Source organism: Enterobacter sp. E1, from assembly GCF_016809815.1.
GTDB classification, from domain to species: Bacteria; Pseudomonadota; Gammaproteobacteria; order Enterobacterales; family Enterobacteriaceae; genus Enterobacter; species Enterobacter adelaidei.
The window spans coordinates 346,066-364,079 of record NZ_JAFBJM010000001.1; the positions used below are offsets into that span (position 1 = coordinate 346,066).

Below are 18,014 nucleotides of genomic sequence, written 5' to 3' on the forward strand. Positions count from 1 at the left end.
ATGGGTATGACCACCATGGGGGTTAAGCTGGATGACGCAACGCGCGAACGGATTAAGTCCGCAGCCACCCGCATTGACCGCACACCACACTGGCTAATCAAGCAGGCAATTTTTAATTATCTGGAAAGACTGGAGAGTGAAGACGGTCTGCCAGAGCTGCCTGCCCTGCTGGCTGGCGCGGCGAATGAAAGTGAGGAAGCCCCGATCGCGGGCGAAGACAGTCATCAGCCGTTCCTTGAATTTGCCGAGCAGATCCTGCCGCAATCCGTCAGCCGTGCCGCCATCACCGGCGCCTGGCGCCGTGCCGAAACCGACGCCGTTCCGATGCTGCTGGAGCAGGCCCGCCTGCCAGAAGCGATTGCCGCGCAGGCACACAGCCTGGCGTATCAATTAGCGGACAAGCTGCGTAACCAGAAAACCGCCACCGGCCGCGCCGGAATGGTTCAGGGTCTGCTGCAGGAGTTTTCCCTCTCGTCACAGGAAGGCGTGGCGCTGATGTGCCTCGCGGAAGCGCTGCTGCGTATTCCGGATAAAGCCACCCGTGACGCGCTGATCCGCGACAAGATCAGCAACGGTAACTGGCAGTCACACATTGGCCGCAGCCCGTCGCTGTTCGTTAACGCCGCCACCTGTGGTCTGCTGTTTACCGGCAAGCTGGTCTCGACCCATAACGAAGCCAACCTCTCCCGTTCCCTGAACCGCATCATCGGCAAGAGCGGCGAGCCGCTGATCCGCAAGGGCGTGGATATGGCGATGCGCCTGATGGGAGAGCAGTTTGTCACGGGTGAAACCATTGCCGAAGCGCTGGCAAACGCCCGCAAGCTGGAAGATAAAGGTTTCCGCTACTCGTACGACATGCTGGGTGAAGCAGCGCTGACCGCCGCCGACGCGCAGGCCTATATGGTTTCTTACCAGCAGGCGATCCACGCCATTGGTAAAGCGTCAAACGGTCGCGGGATTTATGAAGGCCCGGGCATCTCCATTAAGCTGTCCGCGCTGCACCCGCGCTACAGCCGCGCGCAGTACGACCGGGTGATGGAAGAACTCTACCCACGACTGAAATCGCTGACCCTGCTGGCGCGCCAGTATGATATTGGTATTAACATCGATGCCGAAGAGGCCGACCGTCTGGAGATCTCTCTCGATCTGCTGGAAAAACTGTGCTTCGAGCCAGAGCTGGCGGGCTGGAACGGGATTGGTTTCGTTATTCAGGCCTACCAGAAGCGCTGTCCGTTCGTCATTGATTATCTGATTGACCTGGCAAGCCGCAGCCGTCGCCGCCTGATGATCCGTCTGGTGAAAGGCGCCTACTGGGACAGCGAAATCAAACGCGCCCAGATGGACGGTCTGGAAGGCTATCCGGTCTATACCCGCAAGGTGTACACCGACGTCTCTTACCTCGCCTGCGCGAAAAAGCTGCTCGGCGTGCCGAACCTGATCTATCCGCAGTTCGCTACCCACAATGCCCACACCCTGGCGGCGATCTACAGCCTGGCCGGACAGAACTACTACCCGGGCCAGTATGAATTCCAGTGCCTGCACGGCATGGGTGAACCGCTGTACGAGCAGGTCACCGGTAAAGTGGCGGACGGCAAGCTGAACCGTCCGTGCCGTATCTATGCCCCGGTGGGCACCCACGAAACCCTGCTGGCGTACCTGGTGCGTCGTCTGCTGGAAAACGGCGCGAACACCTCCTTCGTTAACCGCATCGCCGATACCACCCTGCCGCTGGACGAGCTGGTGGCCGACCCGGTACAGGCGGTGGAGAAGATGGCTGCGCAGGAAGGCCAGATTGGCCTGCCGCATCCGAAGATTGCCCTGCCGCGCGAGTTGTACGGCAAAGGCCGCGTGAACTCGGCAGGTCTGGATCTCGCCAACGAACACCGTCTGGCCTCTCTCTCCTCTGCCCTGCTCAACAGCGCGCTGCAGAAGTGGCAGGCGAAACCAATGCTGGAGCAACCTGTCGCTGATGGAGAAATGCAGCCAGTGATTAACCCGGCGGAGCCAAAAGATATCGTCGGCTACGTGCGTGAAGCGACTGACGCGGAAGTGGATCAGGCGCTGGACAGCGCAGTAAATAACGCCCCTATCTGGTTCGCCACCCCTCCTGAGGAACGTGCCGCCATTCTCGAACGCGCTGCGGTGCTGATGGAAGATCAGATGCAACAGCTCATCGGCATTCTGGTGCGCGAAGCGGGTAAAACCTTCAGCAACGCCATTGCCGAAGTGCGCGAGGCGGTCGACTTCCTGCACTACTATGCCGGCCAGGTGCGTGATGATTTCGATAACGAAACCCACCGTCCGCTTGGCCCGGTCGTCTGTATCAGCCCGTGGAACTTCCCACTGGCGATCTTCACCGGCCAGATTGCCGCTGCGCTTGCGGCGGGTAACAGCGTGCTGGCAAAACCGGCAGAACAAACCCCGCTGATTGCCGCCCAGGGCATCAACATTCTTCTGGAGGCCGGCGTTCCGGCGGGCGTGGTTCAGCTGCTGCCTGGCCGGGGGGAAACCGTCGGTGCGAAGCTCACCGCCGATAACCGCGTGCGCGGCGTGATGTTCACCGGCTCGACCGAAGTGGCCTCCCTGCTGCAACGCAACATCGCCACCCGTCTTGACGCGCAAGGTCGTCCGACGCCGCTCATCGCGGAAACCGGCGGGATGAACGCAATGATCGTTGACTCCTCCGCGCTCACCGAGCAGGTGGTGGTTGACGTTCTGGCTTCCGCCTTCGACAGCGCCGGCCAGCGCTGCTCCGCCCTGCGCGTGCTGTGCCTGCAGGATGACGTGGCCGACCACACGCTGAAGATGCTGCGCGGTGCAATGTCCGAATGCCGTATGGGCAATCCGGGCCGTCTCACCACCGATATCGGCCCGGTGATCGACGCGGAAGCTAAAGCCAACATCGAAAACCACATTCAGACCATGCGCGCGAAAGGCCGTCCGGTATTCCAGGCGGTGCGTGAAAACAGTGAAGATACCCGCGAATGGCGGACCGGCACCTTTGTGCCGCCAACGCTGATTGAACTGGCGAGCTTCGACGAACTGAAAAAAGAGGTTTTCGGTCCGGTACTCCACGTGGTGCGCTACAACCGTAACAACCTTAACGCGCTGATTGAGCAGATCAACGCTTCTGGCTATGGCCTGACGCTGGGTGTCCATACCCGTATTGACGAAACCATCGCTCAGGTGACCGGTAGCGCCAAAGTGGGCAACCTGTACGTCAACCGTAACATGGTGGGTGCAGTTGTGGGCGTGCAACCGTTCGGCGGCGAAGGCTTGTCCGGTACGGGTCCAAAAGCGGGTGGTCCGCTCTATCTGTACCGTTTGCTGGCGAACCGTCCGGAGAACGCGCTGGGCGTCACCCTGGCACGTCAGGACGCAGACTATCCGGTGGATACGCAGCTGAAAACCGTGCTGACGCAGCCGCTGGAAGCGCTTATCACATGGGCGGAAAAACGTCCTGAACTGCGTGCTCTCGCGCAGCAGTATGGCGAGCTGGCGCAGGCCGGTACCCAGCGTCTGCTGCCGGGTCCAACCGGCGAGCGCAACACCTGGACGCTGATGCCGCGTGAGCGCGTGCTGTGCGTGGCGGATAACGAGCAGGATGCGCTGGTGCAGCTGGCTGCTGCCGCGGCGACCGGTTGTGAAGTGCTGTGGCCGGAAGATGCGCTGCATCGTGACCTGGCTAAACAGCTGCCGAAAGCAGTCTCGTCCCGCATTCACTTCGCGAAAGCGGATGCATTGCTGACGCAGCCGTTTGACGCCGTTATCTACCACGGTGATTCTGACCAGCTCCGTGAACTGTGCGAGCAGGTTGCTGCCCGCAGCGGGGCGATTGTTTCGGTGCAGGGCTTCGCCCGCGGTGAAACCAACCTGTTGCTGGAGCGTCTGTACGTTGAGCGCTCACTCAGCGTCAACACCGCCGCCGCAGGGGGTAACGCCAGCCTGATGACAATCGGCTAACGCTGTGCTAATAAGGCTCCGGAGACGGAGCCTTATTTTATTGGGGAGTGTATGAAACGATTTCTTATTGCGGGCGCAGTAATGCTGATGAGCGCCAGCGCATTGGCCGATGAGTGCGACAAAGCGACCACTCAGCTTGAACTAAACACCTGTAGCGCGCAGCAGTATCAGGCTGCCGATAAAAAACTCAACCAGACGTACCAGGCCGCCATCAAACGCGCGGCAGCCCCCCAGCGAGATCTGCTGAAAAAGGCGCAGCAGGCCTGGATTGCCCTGCGCGATGCGGACTGCACATTTATCGGTTCGGGTACGGAAGGAGGCAGCGTTCAGCCAATGATCGTTAATCAGTGTCTGGCGGAAAAAACCGTGGAGCGTGAAGCGTTTCTGACCTCGCTGATGCAGTGTGAAGAGGGCGACTTAAGCTGCCCTCTCCCGCCGGGAAACTAACGCACGCGGATCCCTTCAATGATCATCTGCTGCACATTTTCCAGCGTGCTCTGGAAAAACGCCTCATCCTGGAGCGTTTTTCCGGTCACCGCCTCAACCTGGGCCGCAAAGTCAGCGTAATGCTGAGTGGAGGCCCAAATCATAAAGATCAGATGATGCGGGTCGACCGGTGCCAGTTTCCCGCTGGCGACCCATCCGGCAATAATGGCCGATTTATCATCAACCAGCTGCTTTAAATCCCCCGTCAGTTCCGCCTGCAACAGCGGCGCGCCCTGCAGCATCTCCAGACAGAACAGCCTTGATGCCTGCGGGTAATCACGCGACACCTCAAGTTTCAGGCGGATGTACTCCTTAATAGCCACCAGCGGAGCCAGCTCTTCACGGAATGCCTTGAGGGGTGCCAGCCAGATATCAAGGATCTGCTGCATCACCGCCACATAGAGCGCCTCTTTCGACGGATAGTAGTAGAGCAGATTGGTTTTGGACACCCCGGACTGCTCCGCCACCTGTTCCAGGCGCGTGCCGTGAATACCAAACTGTGAAAAAGTCTCCAGCGCCGCGCTGAGGATCGCCTGCTTCTTGGCGCTCACGGCCTGCGAACGTTTACCGGGTGTTTTCACTGCGCCTTGTGTCATTCCTGCTCTCCATTTTCTGCATTGCCCTCAGCATAGCAAAACCCCTGTCTCGCCACGACATCCTGCACTCCGATCGCGCATGAGTGCCTGTTTTCTGTGCAATGTTTTTGACCATTTAGTCCACATTTTATCGCATCAAACCACCAACTTCTGGTTAACACATTAATAACACTGCCATTTTCAAAACTGGCACTGCCTTTGCAAAAACACCGTTACACCTGCGACGTAATGAAGAGAGGTTCGTGATGAAAATTGGCGTATTCGTCCCTATCGGCAACAACGGCTGGCTTATCTCGACCACTGCACCGCAATACATGCCGACCTTCGAGCTGAATAAAGCCATCGTGCAGAAAGCGGAGCACTACCATTTCGATTTTGCGCTTTCGATGATCAAGCTGCGCGGCTTTGGCGGCAAAACCGAATTCTGGGATCACAACCTGGAGTCCTTCACTCTGATGGCCGGGCTGGCCGCGGTAACCTCGCGTATTCAGATCTACGCCACCGCCGCCACCCTCACTCTGCCACCTGCAATTGTGGCGCGTATGGCCTCCACCATCGACTCCATCTCCGGCGGGCGCTTTGGCGTCAATCTGGTGACCGGCTGGCAAAAACCGGAGTATGAACAGATGGGACTCTGGCCGGGTGACGATTACTTCTCTCGTCGCTACGACTACCTCACCGAGTATGTGCAGGTTCTGCGCGATCTGTGGGGCACCGGCAAAAGCGATTTCAAAGGTGACTTCTTCACCATGAATGACTGTCGCGTCAGCCCGCAGCCTTCTGTCCCTATGAAAGTCATTTGCGCCGGACAGAGCGACGCGGGGATGGAATTCTCTGCTAAATACGCTGACTTCAACTTCTGCTTCGGAAAAGGCGTAAACACGCCTGCCGCCTTCGCCCCGACCGCCGCACGGATGAAAGAGGCCGCCGACAAAACCGGGCGCGACGTAGGTTCCTACGTGCTGTTTATGGTGATTGCCGACGAGACCGACGACGCCGCTCGCGCCAGATGGGAGCGTTACAAAGATGGCGCAGACGAGGAGGCGCTAAGCTGGCTCACCGAACAGAGCCAGAAAGATACCCGTTCCGGCTCAGATACCAACGTGCGCCAGATGGCCGACCCGACCTCCGCCGTCAATATCAATATGGGCACGCTGGTTGGCTCGTACGCCAGCGTCGCCAGAATGCTGGATGAAGTGGCCGCAGTGCCTGGCGCTGAAGGCGTCCTGCTGACCTTCGATGATTTCCTCACCGGCGTGGAAACCTTCGGCGAGCGTATCCAACCGCTGATGCAGTGCCGCGCCCATATTCCCGCTATCACAAAGGAGGTTGCGTAATGACGACACTTGCTGCACGTCCGGAAACCATCACGTTTGATGCACAGCAGAGCGCCCTGATTGTGGTGGATATGCAAAACGCCTACGCCAGCCAGGGCGGCTATCTGGATCTGGCGGGGTTCGACGTTTCCGCCACCAAACCGGTGATTGAGAACATTAAAACCGCCGTAGCCGCTGCCCGCGCCGCCGGGATGCTCATCATCTGGTTTCAGAACGGCTGGGACGATCAATACGTGGAGGCTGGAGGCCCTGGCTCGCCCAACTTCCACAAATCGAACGCCCTGAAAACCATGCGCAAACAACCCGAGTTACAGGGCAAGCTGCTGGCAAAAGGCGGATGGGATTACCAGCTGGTGGATGAACTGGTTCCTGAGGCAGGCGATATCGTGCTGCCCAAACCACGCTACAGCGGCTTTTTCAACACCCCACTCGACAGCCTGCTGCGCAGCCGGGGTATTCGTCATCTGGTCTTCACCGGCATTGCCACCAACGTTTGTGTGGAATCCACGCTGCGTGACGGCTTTTTCCTTGAGTATTTCGGTGTCGTGCTGGAAGACGCAACGCATCAGGCGGGGCCGGAATTCGCCCAGAAAGCGGCTCTGTTTAATATCGAAACCTTTTTTGGCTGGGTGAGTAATGTGGCTGATTTCTGCGACGCCCTGAATCCCCCACTCGCCCGTATTGCCTGAGGAGACACATGATGCCGAAATCCGTAATCATCCCCGCTGGCACCAGTACGCCGATTGCCCCGTTTGTTCCCGGCACCCTTGCCGATGGCGTGGTGTATGTCTCCGGCACGCTGCCATTTGATAAAGACAATAACGTGGTGTTTATCAACGACCCAAAGGCGCAAACGCGCCACGTGCTGGAGACGATCAAAAATGTGATCGAAACAGCGGGTGGCACCATGGAGGATGTGACCTTCAACAGCATCTTTATCACCGACTGGAAAAACTACGCCGCGATTAACGAAATCTACGCGGAGTTCTTCCCCGGTGATAAACCGGCCCGGTTCTGCATTCAGTGCGGGCTGGTGAAGCCGGAGGCGCTCGTTGAGATTGCGTCCGTTGCACACATCGCGAAGTGAGGCCGCCATGAAACTCTCTGTCTCACAGCCCCCGTATGAGGGGGCGCCCGTGGTGGTGCTGATTGCCGGACTCGGTGGCAGCGGCAGCTACTGGCTGCCCCAGTTGGCCACACTGGAGAAGGAGTATCAGGTGGTGTGCTATGACCAGCGCGGTACGGGCAATAATCCCGCCACCCTGCCGGAAGGTTATAGCCTTGCTGAGATGGCCGACGAGCTGGCGCAGGCGCTGAATGATGCCGGGATCACGCGCTACTGCGTGGTAGGCCATGCGCTGGGAGCGCTGGTGGGTCTGCAGCTGGCGCTCGATAAACCAGAATCGTTGACTGCGCTGGTGTGCGTCAACGGCTGGCTGACCCTAAACGCCCATACCCGCCGCTGCTTTCAGATCCGCGAGCGTCTGCTGCATGCGGGTGGTGCGCAAGCGTGGGTAGAGGCACAGCCGCTGTTCCTCTACCCGGCTGACTGGATGGCCGCCCGCGCGCCGCGTCTTGAGGCAGAAGACGCCCTGGCGCTGGCCCACTTTCAGGGCAAAGCCAACCTGTTGCGCAGGCTGGACGCACTGAAAAAGGCCGACTTCAGCCGCCACGCCGCACGCATTCGCTGCCCGGTACACATTATCTGTTCCGTTGACGACATGCTGGTGCCCTCGGTGTGCTCCACGGAACTGCAGGTAGCGATCCCACACAGCCACAAGGCGGTGATGCGCCAGGGCGGCCATGCCTGCAACGTCACCGAACCTGACATCTTTAACACCCTGCTGCTGAACGGGCTTGCCAGCCTGCTGCACAGCCCTGAACCCGCTTTATAAGGAGTTTTGATGAGCGAAGCCATTAACCCCACCGCGCTGGAGACGTTATTTACTGGCGCGCGCACTCACAACGGCTGGCAGGACATTCCGGTCAGCGACGAGACGCTGCGCGAGATCTACAACCTGATGAAATGGGGACCCACGTCCGCCAATTGCTCCCCGGCGCGGATTGTGTTTGTACGAAGTGCAGAGGGAAAAGAGAAGCTGCGCCCGGCCCTCTCCAGCGGCAACCTGGAGAAAACCCTCACCGCCCCGGTTACGGCCATTGTGGCCTGGGACGGGGAATTCTACGAGCGCCTGCCCGAACTGTTCCCGCATGGCGATGCCAGAAGCTGGTTTACCTCAAGCCCGGCACTTGCCGAAGAGACCGCCTTTCGCAACAGCTCAATGCAGGCCGCATACCTTATTTTTGCCTGTCGTGCCCTGGGGCTGGATACCGGCCCAATGTCCGGCTTTGACCGACAAAAAGTCGATGAGGCCTTTTTCACCGGCACAACGCTTAAAAGCAATCTGCTGATCAACATTGGCTATGGTGATACGAACAAACTTTACGGACGCCTGCCGCGTCTGGACTTCGACGATGCCTGCGGGCTGGCGTAAGGAGCGATGATGACAGTACCGGATAAACAAACCTTTCGCGACGCCATGGCCTGCGTCGGGGCAGCAGTCAATATCATCACTACCGACGGCCCGGCAGGGATGGCAGGCTTCACTGCCAGCGCCGTGTGCAGCGTCACGGATTCACCGCCCACTTTGCTGGTGTGCCTGAACCGTGGCGCATCGGTCTGGCCGACCTTTAGCGCAAACCGCACGCTTTGCGTGAATACCCTGAGCGCCGGGCAAGAGCCGCTATCCAACCTGTTTGGTGGTAAAACCCCCATGGAGGAACGTTTTGCCGCCGCCCGCTGGCAGACGGGCGACACGGGTTGTCCGCGTCTGGAAGAGGCGCTGGCCTCGTTTGACTGCCGTATCAGCCAGGTGGTCAGCGTGGGTACCCACGACATCCTGTTTTGCGACATTGTTTCGATTATTCGCCACCCCGCGCCGCAAGGGCTGGTGTGGTTCGACCGCGGCTACCACGCGCTTATGCGACCCGCCTGTTAACCCTCCTTAAGGAGATAGCTCATGGCAATGTTCGGATTTCCCCACTGGCAGTTGAAATCGACCTCCACAGAACCTGGCGTGGTCGCGCCGGATGAAAGGCTCCCTATCGGGCAAACCCTGGTGATGGGCGTCCAGCACGCGGTCGCGATGTTCGGCGCCACGGTGCTGATGCCGATGCTAATGGGGCTAGACCCCAATCTCTCCATTTTGATGTCAGGTATCGGTACGCTGTTGTTCTTTTTTGTCACCGGCGGGCGCGTCCCCAGCTATCTGGGCTCCAGCGCCGCTTTTGTGGGGGTGGTCATCGCCACCACCGGATTTAACGGCCAGGGGATCAACCCTAACCTGAGCGTGGCCCTCGGCGGCATCATCGCCTGCGGTCTGGTCTACACCCTGATCGGTCTGGTGGTGATGAAGATCGGAACACGCTGGATCGAACGCATGATGCCTCCGGTTGTGACCGGGGCGGTGGTGATGGCGATTGGTCTGAACCTCGCGCCAATTGCGGTCAGAAGTGTTTCCGGCTCGCCGTTTGAAAGCTGGATGGCGGTGATCACCGTGCTCTGTATCGGTCTGGTAGCGGTGTTCACCCGGGGTATGATCCAGCGGCTGCTGATTCTGGTCGGGCTGATTGTCGCCTGCCTGGTCTATGCCCTGCTGACCAATGTTTTTGGCCTTGGCAAACCGGTCGATTTTACCCTGCTTCATCAGGCTGCCTGGTTCGGCATGCCGCAGATCACCTCTCCCACCTTTAACACCCAGGCGATGATGCTCATCGCGCCTGTGGCGGTGATCCTGGTGGCAGAGAACTTAGGCCACCTGAAAGCAGTGGCGGGGATGACCGGGCGCAGTATGGACCCGTATATGGGCCGCGCATTTGTCGGTGACGGGCTGGCGACTATGCTCTCCGGCTCGGTGGGCGGCAGTGGCGTGACCACCTATGCCGAGAATATCGGCGTGATGGCGGTGACTAAAGTCTATTCGACACTGGTCTTTGTGGCGGCAGCGGTGATGGCCATGCTGCTCGGTTTCTCACCGAAATTCGGGGCTTTGATCCATACCATTCCGTCGCCGGTGATTGGCGGGGCATCCATTGTGGTGTTTGGGCTTATCGCTGTGGCCGGCGCGCGTATCTGGGTACAGCATCGCGTCGATCTCAGCCAGAACAGCAACTTGATTATGGTGGCGGTCACGCTGGTACTGGGCGCGGGCGATTTTGCCCTGACGCTGGGCGGGTTTACGATTGGTGGAATAGGTACGGCGACCTTCGGGGCGATTCTGCTTAACGCCCTGCTGAGCCGCCGGAAAGCGGCCGCACCGCAGGGCGAGGTCGTGCATCAAGAGTCGTGATTTAACACAGCGCTGTCATTTTCCGGCAGCGCTTTTTTCTTCCGTTTCAGCTTTAGCTCACTCACCAACACCCCAACGACGATAAACGCCGCACCAACCAGCGCCAGCAGCGGTAAACGTTCTCCAGCGAGACGCCCGAAAATCCCGGCCCAGACGGGTTCTCCTGTGTAGATCACCGTCGCCCGCGTCGGGGATACGCTGCGCTGCGCCCAGTTCATAGTGACCTGAATAATGGCGCTAAAGATGCCCAACCCCAGCGCGACCACAATCAACCCGGTGGACATCGGTGGCACGGACTCCCCTGCCGGAACCATCGCAGCAAACGCCACTAGCGATGCCGTAGCGAGCTGCACCACCGTCACGCGCTTAACGTCAACCTTGCCCGCCCAGGCGCTGATCAGAATAATTTCCGCGGCAATGGCAATGGCCCCCACCAGGGTGATGATCTCCCCCGGCCCCAGTGCCAGCAGGTTGTTTTCCGGCCCGGCAAGTAAAATCAGACCAATAAACGCCAGTACGATGCCAATACAGGACATCAGCCCCGGTAGTCGCCCAAGACACAGCCACTGCAGTAACGGCACCAGCGGTACATACATGGCAGTGATAAACGCCGATTTACTGCTGGATATCGTCTGTAACCCCCACGTTTGCAGGCTGTAGCCCATCGCAATTGCCACCCCGATTGCGATGCCCGCCTTAAGCTCTTTAAGCGTCAGTCCACGCAGCGTTTTAAGCGATATCAGCCCCACGGCAATCGCTGCCGTCGCAAAGCGCAGACCAACAAAAAAGAACGGATCGCTGAGGGTCACCGCGTACTGGACGGCCAGAAAGGTCCCGCCCCAAAACATGGTGATAAGAATGAGGATGGCTTCCTGCGGTTTAACGGAGAATTTGAAGCGTGAGACAGACATGCGGCACCAGAAATTAAACTCAATTCTGTAGTGTGCGTTGCCTTTGGTTACAGTTCAATGTTGCAGAAATAAAAAAACCGCCGGGAAACCCCGGCGGCAGGGGTACAGCACGGCATATTACTTGTTACTGCCATGGCTGTTTTTACCCCCTTTTTTGCCAGCCTCTGATGCGCGCTGAGGGTCATTTTTGAAGTTACCCCCGCTGGACTGGCCACCTTTACGACCTGCTTCTGATGCTCTTTCACGGTCTTCAGCGAAATTACCTGAACCACCACGATGGTTTGCCATCTCTAACCTCCAGGATGTGAAACATTAGACATCATATTGCATTCAGTAAAAGAGGATTCTTTCACCTCGCGACACCAGGTGAGTACCTTTATCTGTGTCACGTGAGACTAAGCTTAGTGGAGTGAGGCGATCAGGCAAGTCACAGGTAATATCCTGCAACATGATCTCAGCCTTTCGTATGAGATTGCGTAACGGCCATTAATAAGCCTTTCTTATCGTTTCAAAAATCGACCGCCAAAAAGTTGTTTCATTTTGCTACAAAGCGTTTTCTCATCCATTTTGTTATAAATCAAAGAAATGCCGTTCATTTTTGCAGTCTGGCTGTGATGGCATATCTTTAAATGAACGCAGCGATCCGCTGCCAGAAAAAACATACGAGGAGTGATGCAAAATGGCAAAAGTTCTGGTGCTCTATTATTCCATGTATGGACACATCGAAACCATGGCTCACGCGGTAGCAGAAGGTGCAAACAGGGTGGATGGCGTTGAGGTTGTGGTGAAGCGCGTACCGGAAACCATGCAGGCAGAAGCCTTCGCGAAGGCCGGGGGGAAAACGCAAAATGCCCCGGTCGCCACGCCTCAGGAGCTGGCAGATTACGATGCCATTATCTTCGGGACACCCACCCGCTTTGGCAATATGTCCGGCCAGATGCGCACCTTCCTCGATCAAACCGGCGGGTTATGGGCCTCAGGCGCATTGTACGGCAAGCTTGCCAGCGTCTTCAGCTCCACCGGAACCGGTGGCGGCCAGGAACAAACCATCACCTCAACCTGGACGACCCTTGCTCATCACGGAATGGTGATCGTGCCGATTGGCTACGGCGCACAGGAGTTATTTGATGTTTCTCAGGTACGTGGCGGGACACCTTACGGTGCAACCACCATTGCCGGTGGCGATGGCTCCCGACAGCCGAGCAATGAAGAGCTCACTATCGCCCGCTATCAGGGTGAATATGTCGCAGGTCTCGCCAAAAAACTGAACGGCTAACCCAACAGGAGGACAAGTATGCCTACTCAAGAATCAAAAGCCCACCGCGTGGGTGAATGGGCAAGTTTACGCAATACCTCTCCGGAGATTGCCGAAGCCATTTTTGAAGTCGCAAAATATGACGAGAAGCTGGCAGAGCAGATTTGGGAAGAAGGCAGCGATGAAGTGCTAATGCGCGCCTTCGAAAAGACGGACAAAGACGCGCTCTTCTGGGGTGAGCAAACCATCGAACGTAAAAACGTCTGAAACAATCCCCCCGCCAGGGCGGGGGGTATCTTCTATTTCGCCGCGTTGTTGATTACCGCATTGAATTTATCGACCGGACAGAAACCGTTGGCATCAACCGGACATCCCTTCAGTTCCAGCGTCACGCGCTGCGCCGGAGACTGCAGCGACAGCACGCTGGCGTTTCGCAGTTGCTCCGAGCTCTGATAGACATACTCAATTTTCATCAGCTCCTGATTGGCATTTTTGTCATGCCAGCGCTGGAAGACAATCTTGCCGCCAATCGGGGTACGTTCGTGCTGGTCGTGCAGTTGATACGGTTTGAAATCCAGCGCGGTGAGCAGCGAAGCAATGTTCGAATCATGCCCCACCAGCACGGTGATTTTTGGCGCTTTGGCCTGATCGGTCACCAGGGCTTTGTCGATATATTTCACCAGCGGTTTCGCCACGTTTTGCGCCACTTCGGTGGAGGTAAACAGCGAATCCTGATAGCCGTTCTTCAGCTTCGACAACACGCGCCACTGCTGGTCGGTTTTGATTTCTCCCCAGGCCACCTTATCGGCCGGGAAACCTTCGTAATACTGCAGCGTAAACGCATCGACCAGCGAGTTACCCACTTTCAACGGTCCGGATACGCCTGGCTCTTTTTCATAGTCTGCGCTGAAGGTATCTTTCGCATCCGCCAGAGAGCATATTTTCTTCTCTTTGCAGGACGGCGAATCAGCGTAATTGGTCATCTGCTCCAGCAGCTTATAGCTTTCTCCGAGCTGCATTTTCTGCCGTTCCGCTTCCATCGCCTTCAGCGCTTTTTCGCGGAACTCAGGCGAGTTATCGGTAATCACCGGATTAAAGGTCGGATCCATGGTGCCCATTTTTTCCTGGTGATGCACAGGGATATCGCATCCAGGGAAGGCCCCCGTGATGAAGAACTGCGCGGTGGCAACGGTACGTTGCAGACTGTTGGCATAGGCGTAGACGCTATCCGCTGGCGGACATTCTCCCGTCTTCACCATCCCCTGCTCAGCCAGCCATTCCCGCATGTAATGGCCCATGTAGACTTCAAGCACGCCACCTTTGGTGGTGAGCTGACCGCCTGGTACCTCCCATTGCGGCCACTGCTTCGGCGTCGATTGTTCCAGTACGCTGCCGTTATTGGCGAGCGGCGCGCGTAGGTTATGACGACTCATAATTAAAACTTGCTCCAGCTGATACCCTTCCGGCGTCTCTTGCGCCTGCACGCCAAATGTCGCTGAAATGGAACCGGCGATTGCCAGCGCGAGTAGTGCTTTTCTCATCCCTAATTCCTCACTCGTTTTAAATGTCGCGTTTAGTGTGACAGATTCGTAACACTTTTCCGGGAAGCATTTCTCAAACTGATGAATAACAGACTTACCCGGTAGACAGATTAGTTTTATAATAAAACCATACCCCGCCGGAGAATTGACTGTGAAACGTACCCGTCTTGAAGAGAGCACCTGCCCTGTAGCCCGTTCGCTGGATATCATCGGCGACTGGTGGTCATTGCTGATTGTTCGCGACGCGTTGCGGGGTATCACGCGCTTCGGTGAGTTCCAGAAAAGCCTCGGTATTGCGAAAAACATGCTGACCACGCGTCTGAAACTGCTGGTCGACGAAGGTATCCTCACGCTCCAGCCGGCATCCGACGGCAGCGCCTGGCAGGAGTATGTCCTGACCGATAAAGGGCGCGCCCTGCAGACGGTACTGGTTGCGCTGTCGCAGTGGGGCAATGAATTTTTGTTTGCTGAAGACGAATTCGGCACCGTGCTGGTCGATACCGAACGGCGTAAACCTCTGCGTAAACTGGCACTTATCGCCGACGATGGCCGCGAACTGACACCTGAAGAGATAGTGCCAAAACTTCCTTCCTGACCCGCTTCGCCAGGCAAAAACAAAAAATTGCCAGCAAAATGGTTGCATTATAAAACCAAATGACAGAGAGTAAATAAAGTTTCATATTGAAACCAAATAACCCACTTTACTCAGAGGTAACACACGATGACTACGCAACTCACTACCGCCCTGATTACTGGCGCCTCTTCCGGAATTGGCGCTGTTTATGCCGATCGCCTGGCTGCACGTGGTACCAATCTGGTGCTGGTCGCCCGACGTGAAGCACGTCTGCAAACGCTGGCCGCGGATCTTCGTAAGCGCTATGGCGTATCTGTCGATATTCTGGTCGCCGATCTGACCGAGGAAACTGGGATCCGCGCCGTGGAAGAGGAACTGCGCAGCAATACCGCTATCGACACGCTGATTAACAACGCAGGCACGGCGCAGATGGCGCCCTTCCTCGCGGGCGATGTGGCGCAGCATCAGGCGATTAATACCCTTAACACCACGGCATTGATGCGTTTGACGTATGCGATCCTGCCGCGTCTGACGCAGAACAATCGCGGTACGCTGATCAATATCGCCTCGGTATTGTCCCTGCATGTGCGGGCGGGTAGCGCGCTGTACAGTGCCACCAAGGCGTGGGTGCTTAGCTTTACCCGCGGACTACAGGAAGAGTTTGCCGACAGCAATGTGCGTATTCAGGCTGTTTTACCTGCCGCCACGGCTACAGAGATCTGGAGTCATTCTGGCGTGACGGTTAACGATCTGCCGGAAGGCTCGGTGATGACGACCGACGATATGGTCGACGCATCGCTGGCGGGTCTGGATCAGGGCGAACTGATCACCATTCCACCGATGCATGACGTCAGCCTGTGGGAACGCTACGAAGTCGCACGTCTTGAGCTATTTAACAGCGCGCGCACCGGTATTCCTGCACCGCGCTATGTCAAACAGTAGTCTATCGTTTGAGCTGGTCGCCGTATTCACGCATCCAGGCGGCCAGCGGCGAGAGCGCGCCCTGTAGGGTTAACCCCAGTTCAGTTATCTGATACTCCACACGCGGCGGGATCTCCGGGTAAATCGTGCGCGACACCAGCCCGCGCTGCTCGAACAAACGCAATTGTTTCGTTAGCTCTTTTTGCGTAATGGGAGCGGCGGCGCGCAGCAGATCGCCAAAGCGAACCGGTGTATTCAACACAATCAGGCGATAGAGGATCGGGATCGCCCATTTACCCGAAATCAGGTTCACAAACTGGGTCATCGGACACAGATAAACGTCAGATTTTTTTTCGCCGGGAACATCGAGTAATTCCGCCATCGCACACCTCTTGCCTCATTAGTATCCAAACGGTACCTGGTTTCCTTTCGATACTAACGTTTCTATAGTGCTTTCTCCAGAGTCATTTCAGGAGAAGAACATGGGTCGTTTAGCAGGTAAATATACGCTGATTACCGGCGGAACCAGCGGCATAGGCCTTGCCACCGCGCAGGAGTTTATCGCCGAAGGGGCGCACGTGGCCGTCACCGGACGTCATCCGGAAACCCTTGCCGAAGCGCAACGCATTCTGGGCGACAAAGCCTGGGTGCTCCCCTCTGATGCGGGAGATATCGCCGCACAAAAAGCGCTGACGGAGACGCTCGCCTCGCGCTGGCCGCGGCTAGATGCCGTCTTTATCAACGCCGGAGACGTGACGCACGGTCTGCTGGAAGAGTGGCAGGAAGATGCCTGGGATCGTCTGATGCGCATCAACCTGAAAGGGCCGTTTTTTTTGATTCAGGCCCTGCTACCGCTGCTCAATAATCCTTCCTCAGTGATCCTCTGTGGGTCCGTGAGCGCGCGTATCGGTCTGCCTACCAGCAGCGTTTATGCGGCAAGCAAGGCGGGCTTACTGTCGCTGGCCCGAACGCTATCAGCAGAGCTGCTGTCGCGCGGCATTCGCGTCAACGGTTTAAGCCCGGGTCCGGTAGAAACCCCGGCGCTCAACAAGCTGGGGTTAAGCGCCGAAGCGCAGAAAGCCTTACAGGGGGATATTGCAAACCTTGTCCCGCTGGGAAGAATGGGGACGCCGAAAGAGCTGGCGAAAGCCGCACTCTATCTGGCCTCTGACGAATCGAGCTACACGGTAGGTACGGAACTGCTGGTCGACGGCGGAACAGGAAACCTGTAGTTCAAAAGGCGCTGATGCCGGTAACAATGCCGACGTACAGCGCCGCCCATACGGCCGCAGAGAACAGACTGACAACGTAAACCTTCGCCACGTTAAGCCTGAGCATACCCGCTGCCAGCGGTACGATATAGCGCAACACCGCCAGAAAACGCGCAGTGAACAGCACCAGCACGCCGTTTTTCTGTAGCTGATGTTGCACCCGTAAAAATTTGCCGGCATGTTTTGCGGTGAAGCGTGCCACCCACCGCGTGTTCCCCATCAACTGACCGATATGGTAATTCAGCACCGAACCCACCGTTGCGCCCATCACCACGGCCAGCCATGCCAGCGCAGGATGCATGCTAGCCTGGCTGACGGTAATGCCCGCCAATAGCATCACCGAGGCAGGCGGCAGCACGGAAGAGATCAGCGCCGTCGATTTACTCAGTGCCATGATAAACAACACCGCAAAAAGATGTGCCGGATAAAGCGCAAAATGATTCAGCAGATTGTCGAGCCATGTCATTTTCCCCTCCTCCATTTTTCTTTTCACTCTCCATTTAAAATGAACAACCTTAAATAAACCTTCAACATTCCATTAATAAGATTCTCCTAAACCATTCTTAAACATTATTTAAAATTCTGAGCGGCAAAATAAAATAAGCGTATTATTTCTTTCGTTTTACAACGATCTCGTTATGGCGAGGCTCCTGTACAAATACACGTTATCGCTCTGGTGGGTTCGAGAGAACCGGCACAGGGTAAAACAGGCACTGTCGAATCAAGGCTTTGTCAGTATAACTTCCCTCGCGGGATACGGTGTACAGTGCTGAAACCAGGACGTGGGGATCTCCTCTTCGACATGCCCTG

20 protein-coding genes and 1 riboswitch are annotated in these 18,014 nt (G+C 57.1%); of the genes, 14 read left to right on the top strand and 6 right to left on the bottom strand.

Going from position 1 to position 18,014, the window contains the following annotated elements; all coding sequences use genetic code 11:
* Both putA and JGF26_RS01795 read left to right on the top strand, forming a co-directional pair.
* On the top strand, window positions 1-3,963 hold the full coding sequence (gene putA / locus JGF26_RS01790; RefSeq protein ID WP_203250354.1) for a trifunctional transcriptional regulator/proline dehydrogenase/L-glutamate gamma-semialdehyde dehydrogenase: 3,963 nt from the start codon (window positions 1-3) through the stop codon (window positions 3,961-3,963).
* 51 nt (window positions 3,964-4,014) lie between these two features.
* Window positions 4,015-4,410 carry a lysozyme inhibitor LprI family protein gene (locus JGF26_RS01795; protein ID WP_128348382.1) on the top strand — a complete coding sequence of 132 codons (396 nt, stop codon included), beginning with the start codon at window positions 4,015-4,017 and terminating at the stop codon, window positions 4,408-4,410.
* Here the strand turns inward: JGF26_RS01795 and rutR are convergent.
* The gene (rutR, locus tag JGF26_RS01800) at window positions 4,407-5,045 is read right to left on the bottom strand and encodes an HTH-type transcriptional regulator RutR (protein WP_028019111.1); all 639 of its coding nucleotides are present in this window, start codon (window positions 5,043-5,045) and stop codon (window positions 4,407-4,409) included. The genes JGF26_RS01795 and rutR overlap by 4 nt on opposite strands.
* 245 nt (window positions 5,046-5,290) lie before the next feature.
* Here rutR and rutA point away from each other — a divergent pair, with 245 nt between their 5' ends.
* Genes rutA through rutG form a run of 7 tightly spaced genes read left to right on the top strand, consistent with a single transcriptional unit; the run spans window position 5,291 to window position 10,731 of the window.
* The gene (gene rutA / locus JGF26_RS01805; RefSeq protein WP_028019113.1) at window positions 5,291-6,382 is read left to right on the top strand and encodes a pyrimidine utilization protein A; all 1,092 of its coding nucleotides are present in this window, start codon (window positions 5,291-5,293) and stop codon (window positions 6,380-6,382) included.
* Window positions 6,382-7,071 (top strand): pyrimidine utilization protein B, encoded by a 690-nt coding sequence (gene rutB, locus JGF26_RS01810; RefSeq protein ID WP_028019114.1) that lies wholly within the window; start codon window positions 6,382-6,384, stop codon window positions 7,069-7,071. Before rutA ends, rutB begins: the two co-directional genes overlap by 1 nt.
* 11 nt (window positions 7,072-7,082) lie before the next feature.
* On the top strand, window positions 7,083-7,469 hold the full coding sequence (gene rutC / locus JGF26_RS01815) for a pyrimidine utilization protein C (RefSeq protein WP_028019115.1): 387 nt from the start codon (window positions 7,083-7,085) through the stop codon (window positions 7,467-7,469).
* Window positions 7,470-7,476: 7 nt separating this feature from the next.
* Window positions 7,477-8,277 (top strand): pyrimidine utilization protein D, encoded by an 801-nt coding sequence (gene rutD, locus JGF26_RS01820; protein WP_129324465.1) that lies wholly within the window; start codon window positions 7,477-7,479, stop codon window positions 8,275-8,277.
* A 9-nt stretch (window positions 8,278-8,286) separates the two neighbouring features.
* Window positions 8,287-8,877: a malonic semialdehyde reductase gene (locus JGF26_RS01825; RefSeq protein WP_028019117.1), complete on the top strand. Its 591-nt coding sequence runs from the start codon at window positions 8,287-8,289 to the stop codon at window positions 8,875-8,877.
* A 9-nt stretch (window positions 8,878-8,886) separates the two neighbouring features.
* Window positions 8,887-9,381, top strand: a complete 495-nt coding sequence (gene rutF, locus JGF26_RS01830) for an NADH-dependent FMN reductase RutF (protein WP_134707644.1) — start codon at window positions 8,887-8,889, stop codon at window positions 9,379-9,381.
* A 21-nt stretch (window positions 9,382-9,402) separates the two neighbouring features.
* The gene (gene rutG, locus JGF26_RS01835) at window positions 9,403-10,731 is read left to right on the top strand and encodes a pyrimidine utilization transport protein G (protein WP_134707516.1); all 1,329 of its coding nucleotides are present in this window, start codon (window positions 9,403-9,405) and stop codon (window positions 10,729-10,731) included.
* Here rutG and JGF26_RS01840 read toward each other — a convergent pair.
* A complete protein-coding gene (locus tag JGF26_RS01840) occupies window positions 10,719-11,642 on the bottom strand; it encodes a DMT family transporter (protein WP_134707515.1) in 924 nt (307 codons plus the stop codon). The two genes, rutG and JGF26_RS01840, sit on opposite strands and share 13 nt — an antisense overlap.
* Window positions 11,643-11,759: 117 nt before the next feature.
* Window positions 11,760-11,930 carry a general stress protein gene (locus JGF26_RS01845; RefSeq protein ID WP_001273664.1) on the bottom strand — a complete coding sequence of 57 codons (171 nt, stop codon included), beginning with the start codon at window positions 11,928-11,930 and terminating at the stop codon, window positions 11,760-11,762.
* A 391-nt stretch (window positions 11,931-12,321) separates the two neighbouring features.
* On the opposite strand from JGF26_RS01845, the gene wrbA reads away from it, so the two are divergent.
* Complete coding sequence (gene wrbA / locus JGF26_RS01850; protein ID WP_028019123.1) at window positions 12,322-12,918, top strand: NAD(P)H:quinone oxidoreductase; 597 nt, start codon at window positions 12,322-12,324, stop codon at window positions 12,916-12,918.
* Between the two features lie 18 nt (window positions 12,919-12,936).
* Window positions 12,937-13,164: a YccJ family protein gene (locus tag JGF26_RS01855; RefSeq protein ID WP_028019124.1), complete on the top strand. Its 228-nt coding sequence runs from the start codon at window positions 12,937-12,939 to the stop codon at window positions 13,162-13,164.
* Between the two features lie 32 nt (window positions 13,165-13,196).
* On the opposite strand, the gene agp is transcribed toward JGF26_RS01855, so the two are convergent.
* On the bottom strand, window positions 13,197-14,438 hold the full coding sequence (agp, locus tag JGF26_RS01860) for a bifunctional glucose-1-phosphatase/inositol phosphatase (protein ID WP_134707514.1): 1,242 nt from the start codon (window positions 14,436-14,438) through the stop codon (window positions 13,197-13,199).
* A 151-nt stretch (window positions 14,439-14,589) separates the two neighbouring features.
* Between agp and JGF26_RS01865 the strand changes: the two genes are divergently transcribed.
* Together JGF26_RS01865 and JGF26_RS01870 are read left to right on the top strand one after the other, a co-directional pair.
* Window positions 14,590-15,033: a helix-turn-helix domain-containing protein gene (locus tag JGF26_RS01865; protein ID WP_028019126.1), complete on the top strand. Its 444-nt coding sequence runs from the start codon at window positions 14,590-14,592 to the stop codon at window positions 15,031-15,033.
* A gap of 126 nt (window positions 15,034-15,159) precedes the next feature.
* Window positions 15,160-15,954: an SDR family oxidoreductase gene (locus JGF26_RS01870; RefSeq protein ID WP_128348146.1), complete on the top strand. Its 795-nt coding sequence runs from the start codon at window positions 15,160-15,162 to the stop codon at window positions 15,952-15,954.
* Between the two features lies 1 nt (window position 15,955).
* Here the strand turns inward: JGF26_RS01870 and JGF26_RS01875 are convergent, their stop codons facing one another.
* Window positions 15,956-16,315, bottom strand: a complete 360-nt coding sequence (locus JGF26_RS01875; protein ID WP_028019128.1) for a helix-turn-helix domain-containing protein — start codon at window positions 16,313-16,315, stop codon at window positions 15,956-15,958.
* A gap of 100 nt (window positions 16,316-16,415) precedes the next feature.
* Here JGF26_RS01875 and JGF26_RS01880 point away from each other — a divergent pair, with 100 nt between their 5' ends.
* Complete coding sequence (locus JGF26_RS01880) at window positions 16,416-17,165, top strand: SDR family oxidoreductase (protein ID WP_128348145.1); 750 nt, start codon at window positions 16,416-16,418, stop codon at window positions 17,163-17,165.
* Window position 17,166: 1 nt separating this feature from the next.
* On the opposite strand, the gene JGF26_RS01885 is transcribed toward JGF26_RS01880, so the two are convergent.
* Complete coding sequence (locus tag JGF26_RS01885; RefSeq protein WP_134707513.1) at window positions 17,167-17,670, bottom strand: DedA family protein; 504 nt, start codon at window positions 17,668-17,670, stop codon at window positions 17,167-17,169.
* Between the two features lie 159 nt (window positions 17,671-17,829).
* A riboswitch (M-box (ykoK) riboswitch) is annotated at window positions 17,830-17,999 on the top strand.
* The last annotated feature ends 15 nt before the right edge of the window (window positions 18,000-18,014 follow it).